The 11183-nt window shown below is 30.4% G+C and carries 13 protein-coding genes; 9 read left to right on the forward strand and 4 right to left on the reverse strand.

Going from position 1 to position 11183, the window contains the following annotated elements; translation table 11 throughout:
* The 5 genes from gcvH to VK071_02255 form a co-directional block, all read left to right on the forward strand.
* On the forward strand, window positions 1-282 hold a 282-nt coding region (gcvH, locus tag VK071_02235; protein ID HLR34128.1), incomplete at its 5' end, for a glycine cleavage system protein GcvH.
* Window positions 283-284: 2 nt separating this feature from the next.
* Window positions 285-1631: an aminomethyl-transferring glycine dehydrogenase subunit GcvPA gene (gene gcvPA, locus VK071_02240; GenBank protein ID HLR34129.1), complete on the forward strand. Its 1347-nt coding sequence runs from the start codon at window positions 285-287 to the stop codon at window positions 1629-1631.
* Window positions 1628-3082: an aminomethyl-transferring glycine dehydrogenase subunit GcvPB gene (gene gcvPB / locus VK071_02245; GenBank protein HLR34130.1), complete on the forward strand. Its 1455-nt coding sequence runs from the start codon at window positions 1628-1630 to the stop codon at window positions 3080-3082. Before gcvPA ends, gcvPB begins: the two co-directional genes overlap by 4 nt.
* A gap of 9 nt (window positions 3083-3091) precedes the next feature.
* Entirely contained in the window at window positions 3092-4540 is a 1449-nt protein-coding gene (lpdA, locus tag VK071_02250; GenBank protein ID HLR34131.1) for a dihydrolipoyl dehydrogenase, read from the forward strand.
* A 518-nt stretch (window positions 4541-5058) separates the two neighbouring features.
* On the forward strand, window positions 5059-5703 hold the full coding sequence (locus tag VK071_02255; protein HLR34132.1) for a phosphatase PAP2 family protein: 645 nt from the start codon (window positions 5059-5061) through the stop codon (window positions 5701-5703).
* Between the two features lie 26 nt (window positions 5704-5729).
* Here the strand turns inward: VK071_02255 and VK071_02260 are convergent, their stop codons facing one another.
* From VK071_02260 to yedE, 3 genes are read right to left on the reverse strand one after another with little or no spacing between them, the layout of a single operon-like run.
* Entirely contained in the window at window positions 5730-5990 is a 261-nt protein-coding gene (locus tag VK071_02260; GenBank protein HLR34133.1) for a DUF3343 domain-containing protein, read from the reverse strand.
* A gap of 11 nt (window positions 5991-6001) precedes the next feature.
* The gene (locus VK071_02265; protein ID HLR34134.1) at window positions 6002-6214 is read right to left on the reverse strand and encodes a sulfurtransferase TusA family protein; all 213 of its coding nucleotides are present in this window, start codon (window positions 6212-6214) and stop codon (window positions 6002-6004) included.
* Window positions 6207-7295 carry a YedE family putative selenium transporter gene (yedE, locus tag VK071_02270; GenBank protein HLR34135.1) on the reverse strand — a complete coding sequence of 363 codons (1089 nt, stop codon included), beginning with the start codon at window positions 7293-7295 and terminating at the stop codon, window positions 6207-6209. The genes VK071_02265 and yedE overlap by 8 nt, the downstream gene beginning before the upstream one ends.
* 289 nt (window positions 7296-7584) lie before the next feature.
* Here yedE and VK071_02275 point away from each other — a divergent pair, with 289 nt between their 5' ends.
* From VK071_02275 to VK071_02290, 4 genes are all read left to right on the forward strand, one after another.
* Complete coding sequence (locus VK071_02275) at window positions 7585-8433, forward strand: DegV family protein (GenBank protein HLR34136.1); 849 nt, start codon at window positions 7585-7587, stop codon at window positions 8431-8433.
* Between the two features lie 27 nt (window positions 8434-8460).
* The gene (locus tag VK071_02280; protein ID HLR34137.1) at window positions 8461-9375 is read left to right on the forward strand and encodes a DMT family transporter; all 915 of its coding nucleotides are present in this window, start codon (window positions 8461-8463) and stop codon (window positions 9373-9375) included.
* Window positions 9376-9530: 155 nt separating this feature from the next.
* Window positions 9531-10256 carry a L,D-transpeptidase family protein gene (locus VK071_02285; protein HLR34138.1) on the forward strand — a complete coding sequence of 242 codons (726 nt, stop codon included), beginning with the start codon at window positions 9531-9533 and terminating at the stop codon, window positions 10254-10256.
* Window positions 10257-10345: 89 nt separating this feature from the next.
* Window positions 10346-10858, forward strand: a complete 513-nt coding sequence (locus VK071_02290) for a ferritin (protein ID HLR34139.1) — start codon at window positions 10346-10348, stop codon at window positions 10856-10858.
* A 109-nt stretch (window positions 10859-10967) separates the two neighbouring features.
* Here the strand turns inward: VK071_02290 and VK071_02295 are convergent.
* The coding region (locus tag VK071_02295) for an alpha/beta-type small acid-soluble spore protein (protein ID HLR34140.1) at window positions 10968-11183 on the reverse strand (216 nt) is incomplete at its 5' end.

The following is an 11183-nucleotide window of genomic DNA, read 5'->3' on the forward strand; positions in this document are numbered from 1 at the left end:
TTAGGAGATATTGTATATGTAGAATTACCTGAAGAAGAAGACGAATTTGATGCAGAAGAGGCACTTGGTGCAGTAGAATCAGTAAAGGCAGCATCTGATATATTTATGCCAGTAAGTGGAGAAATTATTGAAGTAAATGAAGATTTATTAGATGAACCAGCTTTATTAAACGAAGATCCTTATGAAAACTGGATCGTTAAAATTAAGGTTGCAGACAAAAGTGAATTAGATAATTTAATGTCAAGTGAGGATTATAAGAAGTTTTTAGATGAGGAGGCTTAAGTATGTATCCCTACATTCCACACACTGATGAAGATATAAAGAAAATGTTAGAAGTTGTAGGTGTAGATACAGTTGATGATTTATTTAAAGATATAGATTCTGAATTACAATTAAATAGAGATTTAGATTTAAAAGAATCTATGTCAGAGCTAGAAGTAACTAGATATATGTCAAAATTAGCCAATGAAAATAAAACTATCAGCGACTACACTTGCTTCTTAGGAGCAGGAGCTTATGACCATTATATTCCATCAGTTGTAAATCATATTATTTCAAGAAGTGAATTTTACACTTCCTATACACCGTATCAGGCAGAAATTAGCCAAGGTACATTGCAGTATATATTTGAATATCAAACATTGATTTGCAAGTTAACAGGAATGGACGTAGCTAATGCATCTTTGTATGACGGAGGTTCAGCAATAGCTGAAGCAGCTTTTATGGCTGTAAATGTAAGCAGAAAAGAAGAAGTCCTTATTTCAAAAACTGTAAATCCACAATCTAGACAAGTACTTGAAACCTATGCTCATACCCAAGGAATAAAAATTATTGAAATAGAAGAAAAAGATGGGGTTACAGATGTTGAAGATTTAAAAGAAAAAATGTCTAAGGACACAGCAGCAGTTATAGTTGAAAGTCCTAATCATTTTGGCATAATAGAAGATATAAAGGCTATTGAAGAAATAGCCCATAGTCAAAAAAGGACTATGTTAATTGCAAGTATGGATCCTATATCTTTAGGAATACTAAAAACACCAGCATCTTTAGGAGTTGACATAGTAATAGGAGAAGGTCAATCCTTAGGACTTGCTTTAAACTTTGGTGGACCTTATTTAGGATTTATGGCAACTAGTAAAAAATATATGAGAAAATTACCTGGAAGAATTGTAGGAGAAACTATAGATGCTGATGGTAATAGAGCTTATGTGCTTACATTACAAGCAAGGGAACAACATATAAGAAGAGAAAGGGCAACATCAAATATATGTACTAACCAAGGAATAAATACATTGGCAAGTGCAGTATATATGGTTGCTTTAGGAAAGAAAGGCTTAAGAGAAGTAGCACTTCAAAGTACTCAAAAAGCCCATTATGCATACAATAAGATGATAGAATCTGGAAAATACAAACCATTATTTAATAAACCATTTTTCAAAGAGTTTGCAGTTACAAGTGATGTAAAACCAGAAAATATTTCTAAGGGATTATTAGAGGAGAATATCCTAGGAGGCTACTCTTTAGGTAAAGACTACCCTCAATACGAAAATGGAGTTCTTTTTAGTGTTACAGAAAAGAGAACTAGGGAAGAAATTGATAATCTAGTGGATGTATTGGAGGGGATAAAATGAGAAAATATAATAACCTAATATTTGAACTATCGAAACCAGGAAGAATTGCAAGTAGGCTTCCTGAAAACGATGTGGATCAAACTCCAGTTAATGATTTAATTCCAGAAGATTTTTTAAATGATGAAGAATTAGACTTACCAGAGGTTAATGAAGTTGACATTATAAGACACTATACTAATCTATCGAATAAGAATTATGGGGTAGATACAGGATTTTATCCCTTAGGTTCTTGTACTATGAAGTATAATCCTAAGATTAATGAAGATATGGCAAGATTAGATGGATTTGCAAATATTCATCCAAATCAGCCAGAAGAAACTGTTCAAGGTGCATTAAGATTAATGTATGAAGCAGAAAAGGCTTTAGCAGAAATAACTGGTATGGATAGAGTAACTTTACAACCAGCAGCTGGTGCTCATGGTGAATTGACTGGTTTAATGCTTATAAAAGCTTACCATGAAAATAGGGGAGAGAACCAAAGAACAAAGATAATTATTCCAGATTCAGCTCATGGAACTAACCCAGCATCTGCTATAATGGCTGGCTTTGAAACTGTGGAAGTTAAATCAAATGAAAAAGGTTTAGTAGATACAGAAAGCTTAAAAGCAGTTTTAAATGACGAAATAGCAGGTTTAATGCTTACAAATCCTAATACTTTAGGCTTATTTGAAGAAGAAATTAAAGAAATTGCAGATTTAGTTCATAATGCTGGTGGACTAGTATATTATGACGGAGCAAATGCAAATGCAATTTTGGGTATTGCTAGACCTGGAGATATGGGATTTGACGTAGTTCATTTAAATATTCATAAAACATTTTCTACACCTCATGGTGGAGGAGGTCCGGGATGTGGACCAGTAGGTGCTAAAAAAGAATTAATAGAGTTCCTACCAGTACCCATGGTAGAAAAAGATGAAGAAAGATATTATTTGGACTATGATATACCAAAAAGTATAGGTAAAGTTAAAGATTTCTATGGCCATTTTAATGTATTAGTAAAAGCCTATACCTATATATTAACTATGGGTAAAGATGGACTTAAAAAAGCTAGTCAAATGGCTGTATTAAATGCTAATTATTTAGGCCAAAAATTAAAAGAACATTATTATTTACCAATAGATACGATATACAAACATGAATTTGTATTAGGTGGATTAAAAGGAGATAATTTAGAAGTTTCTACAATGGATGTAGCTAAAAGGTTGATAGATTTTGGTTTCCATCCACCAACAGTATATTTCCCACTAATTATTAATGAAGCCTTAATGATTGAGCCAACAGAAACTGAAAGTATAGAAACTTTAGATGCTTTTGTTAATGTATTAATAGAAATTGCAAAAGAATCTGAAGAAGATTCAGAAAAACTAAAAGAAGCGCCTCACAATGCTCCAATTAGGAGAGTAGACGAAGTACATGCAGCAAGAAAGCCAGTATTAAAATGGGAAGGGTAGGTGCGATATTTGGCTAAAGATATAGTAATATTAGGGGCAGGTCCTGGAGGTTATGTGGCAGCTATTAGAGCAGCTCAATTAGGAGCAAATGTACATTTAATAGAGGATAGGGAAGTAGGGGGAACATGCCTCAATCGAGGCTGTATCCCTACTAAAACTTATTTTAAAAATGCCGAACTTTTCGGTGAAATAACTAATAGTGAAAAATTTGGCATAACAGTGGAAAATCCTAAAATTGATGGAAAGGTCCTGCAAGAAAATAAAAATAAAATAGTTAATCAATTAGTAAGAGGAATAGAAACCCTTATATCTTCTTATGAAAATATAGAATTTTATGATGGGAGAGCCCTTTTAATAGATGATAGAAACGTTGAAGTAAAGCTAAAAGATGGAGAAATTAAGGAGATTAAAGCGGATAATATTATTATTGCCACAGGTTCAAGGCCTACAATGACGGAGACTGAGGGTATAGATTTAGAGGGTGTAATAACTAGTGATGACCTTTTAGAAATGGAAGAAATACCAGAGACATTAATAGTTGTAGGTGCTGGGGTAATAGGAGTAGAATTTGCAAGTATTTATAACGGTTTAGGTTCAAATGTAATATTATTAGCATCAAGGATGCTTAAAAATGCAGATATGGAAATCCGTAGAAGGATTACTCCTCTTTTGAAAAAAAGAGGTGTAGATGTTTATATGAATATTCGAGCGAAGGAAATAGTTAAAGATGGAGATAAGCTAAGAGTAACTGCAAAATATAAAAATAAGGATAAGGAAATAGATGTAATTGGAGATAAAGTTCTAATTGCATCTGGTAGGGGGCCTGTTGTTGAAGGATTAAACCTAGATGAAGTAGGAATAAAACATTCATATAAAGGCATAGAAGTTAATGAGCATTTTGAAACCAATATAGACGGTATATATGCTATTGGAGATGTAAATGATGTTGGTATTCAATTGGCTCATGTAGCCTCAGCTCAAGGAGTATATGCTGTAGAAAAGATAATGGGTTTAGAACCTACTATAAATTTAGATATTTATCCAAACTGTGTATTTAGTTTTCCAGAAGTTGCCCATGTTGGTCTAACGGAGGAAGAAGTTAAAGAAAAGGGAATTGAATGCAAAGTAAGTAAATTTATGTTTGCAGCCAATGGAAAGGCATTGACCTTAGGTGAGGCAGATGGATTAGTAAAAGTAATAGCCTCTAATGAAGACAATAAGGTACTAGGGGTTCATATCATAGGACCTCATGCTAATGATTTAATACATGAAGGGGCTTTGGCTATATCTAATGGTTTAACCATAGAACATATAGCTAATACTATACATGCTCATCCAACATTAAGCGAAGCCTTTTATGAGGCGGTTTTAGGCTTAGAAGGGCAAGCTATTCATATAGCACCACCTAGAAAGAGGAAGACTAGAAAGAGAAAGAAAAGAAAAAAGAAAATAAAGTAAAAGAGAAAAATAAAAAGGTAGCAAAAAACTTGCTACCTTTTTATTTTTTTATTATAATTATGGAAGTATTTAATAAAACAAACCTTCATCGAATAAAATAATTAAAGCCCTAAGTTTAGGTTTCCAATTCATGATGCTAAATTAAGTATAAGGCCTAAAGTTAGAAAATATATCTAGAGATAAGATGGTAACCATAGCTAATTTACTAGATATAATAATAAATTCTATACTGAATAATCCATTTGACATTTAAATAGGAGGATATACACTATTATAAGAGAAGTTGAAAGTAAATAGAGATTAGAAGTTTAAGGGATAATGACATTACAAGAATTAGATTAAATAGGATATTATAGTATGGATTAAATAACTAAATGATTGAACAATCAAATTATTAAAAGATTTTCTAAATAGTAGATTAAAAAGAATAGGTAGAATATTAGATATATATAATAGAAAGTTTAATAGCACTTTAAAGTATAGATATCTACCACTATATAATATATTGGAGGTGTAATATGAAGAATAAATATATGAAATTAATTGCAGTTGCTATACTTATAATAGTATTTGTTTCTCTTGGGCATAAAGTTAAGGGATCTAAAGAAGGTATATATTTTGATGAGAAGATTTTAAAAAAGGTAGACGAAAATGTTACTCCTATTAAAACAAAAGTTATGAAGATAATTACCTTTTTTGGTTCATATAAATTTTTACTCCCAGTAGGGTTACTTATTTTATTGTTCATGGTTAAAAAGAAAAATTGGGTTAGTGCTACTTTTTTAATATTGTCCTCTATAGGTAGTTTTGGGATAAATACATTATTAAAATATTATTATATAAGAACTAGACCTATAAAGTATTTTTTAATAGAAAAAAGTGGATACAGTTTTCCTAGTGGCCACGCTATGGTTTCTATGACTTTTTACACTATTATTACTTATTTACTTACTAGGGATAAATTAAACAATAGAAAAAATATTATGCTATGGATATTAAATTTTATTTTCATTGGATTAATTGGCTATAGTCGTATTTATTTAGGGGTCCATTGGCCTACAGATATAATAGGAGGCTATACAGTAGGTATATTGTTTACTTATTGTATAATACTTAATGAGGATACGATAGAAAGAATTAGTTTAAATATTAGAAGGAAATAAAAAATGAGAGGATTTTCCTCTCATTTTTATCGGTTAAAAAACCGTTTGCTATTTTTACTTTTTATAATCTTGTGAATTCCTTCTATTTCAAGGTCTTTTTCTTTACATATAGCAAAGATTTTTTCTTTCTTTTCACAGTCTACTTTGGCAGCAATGCCACAACTAGAACTAACTTGCCTAGGCACTGGCATAAGCTTTATATCTAAACCTTCTTTTTTTAAAGCTTTTTCAAAAACTAAAGGTTGCTGGGTAGTATGAAAAGTAACTACACAATAATAATTCTTCATTTGTATTCCACCTATTTTTTAATATGCAAAGTAAATTTATTTCCTTTACTATCTACTTTTATATCATATCCTTTACTTTTTGCAAAGCGTTTTATATTTTCTACTGCTACTTTTGCATCAACTAAAACTTCTAACTCTTCATTAGGAAAAGAATCAATTGCGTTTTTAGTCATTATTACAGGTTCAGGACAAGACCTTCCTCTAGCATCTATAATTTTAGACATATTCTTTTGCCTCCTTTTCTTCTTGGCGTTTAGCATTTTTAACAACACTATATCCTATAGCTAGGACGACAATCAATCCTATTATTACTGCTATTTTTCCATTCGTTGTAACTCCTTTTGGACTTGAAGCAATATCAAAATTATGAGTTAAGGCTGCTCCAACAATTAATCCCAATACAGTAATTCCAGCATCTGAATCTCCTTCACTGGCAAGTATTGTTTGTCTTAATGGACAACCACCAAGGAAAATTGAACAAATACCTGTTAAAATCATGCCTAAGAAATTCCATAAATGTTCTGAATGGGCAACTGGTTGTTCTGAAAAACCAAGATTGAAAGTATCAAAATTAAGTATTAAATTACCTACTAAATTAAATAAAAAGATTCCAATAAGACCCCAAAAGAAATAATTGTCTTTTATAAGTATAAGATCTCTAAAACCCCCAGCTGTACATATACGGCTTCTTTGTAGTATGATACCAGCTACTATACTTAGTATTAAAGCAAGAGCTATAGGAGCTGTCATTGAACCAGGTCCTTCTGTACTAAAAAAGATAAATGCTGGTTTTGCAAGTAGTAATATTAGTAATACTAGGGCTAGTCCTGGAATAATGTAAGAAGAGGTTTTTGTTTGTTCATAACTTCTTCCTAAAGTATAGCCCTTTTTAAGGAATTGGACACCTATGTATATGCCTAGTATATATCCTAAGAGACCTACCAATGCATTTAAATCGCCATTTCCTAGTCTTAAAATTATTCTTAAAGGACAACCTAAAAATACTAATGCACCAAACATTAAAAAGATTGACAATGTAAATCTAATAATAGGAGCTGATCCACCTCTAGGTTTAAATTCACCTTTTAATATTGAAATAATTAAAGCTCCAGATATAAAACCAATTATTTCAGGCCTTATATACTGTACTACTTCTGCTCTATGCAGTCCTAAGGCACCTGCTATATCCCTATAAAAACAAGCCACGCAAATTCCCATATTTCCTGGATTGCCAAACTTCATTAAAATAGCACCTATCAATCCAAGAATACCACCGGATATAAATATCTTCTTTTTACTATCCATTTTTAACCTCCCCTTTATGAAAAAAATATCAATCTATACTAATTATATAGGACTTTACTTCCTTATTAAAATAGATTATATTTATATAGTTTCTATTGTTATTGATGAACCTTATGGCAAATTTAATTTATATTTAAACCACCTTAACGTTAAGTTAAAGTAAAGACATAATTTACCCTATTGTCAAAGCGGTTGACATGTAAAAAAGACAATGATACGATTATCATACGTTTATTTTAAAAAATAAGATTATAATTTCAATTTATTGTATATAATTTAAGGTTAAGGAGTGATAATTTTGGAGAAGAATAAAATTGTTGCAGATAGTAGTTGTGATTTAACGCCAGCTTTGAAGAAAAAGCTAAATATTGGATTAGTACCCTTAAAGATCAATGTAGGTAGAAACTCTTATGTAGATGATGAAAATATTGACACAAAAAAATTGTTAGCAGATATGAAAAATAGTAAAGAGCCAGTGAAAACAGCAAGTCCATCTCCAAATGATTTTATGAAGGAATATGAGAAGGGAGAAAATATTTTTGTAGTAACAATATCATCAGCTTTAAGCAGTACTTATAATAATGCAATGTTAGCAAAAGACATTATTCTTGAACAGTCAAAAGAAAAGTTTATCCATGTATTTGATTCCTTAAGTGCATCTATAGGCGAAACTTTGATAAGCATGAAGATAAATGAATTGATAGAAAAGAAATTTGATAAATTTGATATAATTGAAGAAGTAGAAGGGTATATAGAAGATATGAAGACTTTCTTTGTACTAGAGTCTCTTGATAATTTAGTGAAGGCGGGTAGGATTAGTAAACTTTTAAGCCATATAGGTTCAATATTATCAATTAAACCTATTATGGGAGCTAATGATGATGGCACAATAAGATTAGTGGAAAAAACTAGAGGGAAAAAAAGGGCTTTTAAGAGATTAGTTGAAGTAATAGGGGAACAAGGCGAAAAATTAGAAGAAAAGATATTAGGTATAGCCCATTGTAATGCTCCTGAAAAAGCAGAAAAGTTAAAAAAACAAATAGAGGAAATGTATAATTTCAAAGAGGTTATAATAGTAGAAACTGCAGGCTTAAGTTCTGCTTATGCTAATGATGGTGGAATAATTATAGCTTTCTAGGAAATTTTTACATAGAAGGAGATGCATATGGAAAAAACATTTACTAAAAAAAGAAATATTCTTATTATTTCTCTTATATGTACAGCACTATGGGGAAGTGCATTTCCTGCATTAAAAATTAGTTATGAAAGATTAGCTTTGGAGATAACTGATATATATTCAAGAATATATTTAGCAGGAATTAGATTTTTTTTGGCTTCAGTACTTGTGTTTTTATATGGGAAATTTATTTTTAAGGTAGATATAAGTGTAAGAAAAGAATCTATAAAACCTATAATACTATTAGGATTATTGCAGACTTCTCTGCAATATTTTTTCTTTTATATTGGCATAGCAAATACAACAGGTATAAAAAGTGCAATAATACAGGCTAGTGGTACTTTTTTTGTAGTAATTGCTGCTCATTTCTTATATTCTGATGATAAAATCAATAAAAGAAAAATTATTAGCCTTATTTTGGGCTTTGTTGGAGTTCTTGTCGTAAATATGAATAAAGGTTTTGATTTAAATTTTGAATTTATTGGAGAAGGGTTTTTACTGATATCTGCATTAGTTAGTGCAATTGCAACTATTTATGTAAAGGATATTTCTGGTAGAATAAATTCAATATTATTAACTGGTGGCCAAATGTTTTCAGGATCACTATTGTTATTATTAGTAGGGAAAATAGGTATGAAAGGCAGCAACCTTATTTTTGATGGACTTTCTTTAATGCTTCTACTATATACGGCGTTTCTATCTGCTACTGCCTTTGTACTATGGTATATATTATTGAAGTATAATAAAGCAGGAGAGGTTTCTATATATAGACTGTTTATACCAATATTTGGTTCTATTCTATCGGCGATATTTATAAAAAATGAAGCTTTTACTCTAAATATAGTTATAGGCCTTATATTAGTAATTCTAGGTATATTTGTTTTAAATTTAAAAAGAGAATAGAAAATAAAAATCTACATATTTATTGAAATATGTAGATTTTTTATTTTCTAAAAAAGTATACTTTTTCAAACAATAAAAATATAAAAAATAGGTTTTCTTTTAGTTTTATTTATAAAATACATAGCATATAAATAATAGATGAGGGGGGAGTTTAGGTGAAAAAGAGAGTGTGGATTATACTCCTTAGTTTTACTTTAACTTTAGTAGTTATTGTATTGGGACATTATATCCATATTGAGCAAACCAAAAGGGATATAAATTATGAAAAACAGGGAGTTTATTTAAATTATGAAGATAAAAATCTAGTTATACTAATAGATGTAAATACTAAATCATTATATTTAATAGATATAGATACGGATGCAATATTAAAGGAATATGTTGTAGCTACTGGAAAGCCTGATACTCCTACGCCTTTAGGGACCTTTAAAATTGTTGAAAAGGGAAAATGGGGAGGAGGCTTTGGTTCTAGATGGCTAGGTTTAGATGTGCCCTGGGGAAAGTTTGGTATTCACGGGACTAATAAACCTCAGTCAATTGGATACGATGCATCTCAAGGTTGTATCAGAATGAGAAATAAGGATGTGGAAGAATTATATTCTTTAGTTGATTATGAAACTAGAGTTACAATTATTAATGGCTCTTATGGTCCTTTTGCCAATGGGTTTAGAACATTAAAACCTGGTCATAGAGGCTCAGATGTTCAAGAAGTCCAAAAAAGGTTAAAACAAAAAGGGTATTATGAAGGAACTATTGATGGAATTTATGGAGATGGAATGAAAGTAGCATTAATTGAATTTTTTAAGGATCATAACATGCCTATAACTGATAATATTGGTTATGAAGTTTATAAAAAATTAGATATTTTTTTAATGGATTAACCAAATAAAATTTTATAGTTTGATCCATAGATTATTTAATAAATAATTGGGTATATTTACTATGCTGATAAAAATAAGGAGGTAATTATATGTTGTCGGAAAAGTTATTAGAGGAATTAAATTTACAAATAAAGCATGAGCTTTATTCAGCCCATTATTATTTAGCTATGGCTGCTTACTGTGAAGGGGAAGATTTAAGTGGATTTGCTAACTTTTTCTTAGAGCAAGCTAAAGAAGAAAAGTTTCATGCAATGAAATTCTTTGATTTCGTCAATGAAATGGATGGAAAAGTGAAAATATTGGGACTAGAGGAACCAGAAAATGATTTTGGTTCACCACTAGAAGTGTTTAAGGCTGCATTAGAACATGAAAAATTTGTTACAGGTAGGATCTATGAATTAATGGATATAGCTATGGAAGAAAAGGAACATGCTACTATTAGTTTTCTTAAATGGTTCATTGATGAACAAATAGAGGAAGAAAATATGATGAAAGATATTATAGCAAGTTTAGAAAGAGTACAGGAAAAAGCAGAAGGCTTATATATGATAGACAAAGAATTAGGCCAAAGAGTCTTTTCACCAGAAGAGAACTTGAACTAAAAATTAAAGTTGAAAATAGGACTAAAAATTAAAGGTGAAATTGAATTTTAACATTAAAAAAGGAATTAAAAAAGATAGGTCTTTGACCTATCTTTTTTAATATATTTACTTATCTAGTAGTTGTTCCTCCACCACTCATGTTTTGTTGAGCCATTTCAACTAATCTTTTTGTCATATTTCCACCAACATAACCATTTTCTCTAGATGGAAGATTACCTTTATCCATTGATTCATAATTTGCCATACCTAATTCACTTGCTATTTCAGTTTTCATTTGATTTAAAGCTTGACGTGCTTCAGGTACTAATATTCTATTACTTGTATT

This window comes from Tissierellales bacterium (assembly GCA_035301805.1).
In the GTDB taxonomy this organism is placed as follows: domain Bacteria; phylum Bacillota; class Clostridia; order Tissierellales; family DATGTQ01; genus DATGTQ01.

Coding starts and splice junctions, on each gene's coding strand:
- gcvPA (HLR34129.1), top strand. CDS start 285: ATGTATCCCTACATTCCACACACTGATGAAGATATAAAGAAAATGTTA.
- gcvPB (HLR34130.1), top strand. CDS start 1,628: ATGAGAAAATATAATAACCTAATATTTGAACTATCGAAACCAGGAAGA.
- VK071_02255 (HLR34132.1), top strand. CDS start 5,059: ATGAAGAATAAATATATGAAATTAATTGCAGTTGCTATACTTATAATA.
- VK071_02260 (HLR34133.1), bottom strand. CDS start 5,990: ATGAAGAATTATTATTGTGTAGTTACTTTTCATACTACCCAGCAACCT.
- VK071_02265 (HLR34134.1), bottom strand. CDS start 6,214: ATGTCTAAAATTATAGATGCTAGAGGAAGGTCTTGTCCTGAACCTGTA.
- yedE (HLR34135.1), bottom strand. CDS start 7,295: ATGGATAGTAAAAAGAAGATATTTATATCCGGTGGTATTCTTGGATTG.
- VK071_02280 (HLR34137.1), top strand. CDS start 8,461: ATGGAAAAAACATTTACTAAAAAAAGAAATATTCTTATTATTTCTCTT.
- VK071_02290 (HLR34139.1), top strand. CDS start 10,346: ATGTTGTCGGAAAAGTTATTAGAGGAATTAAATTTACAAATAAAGCAT.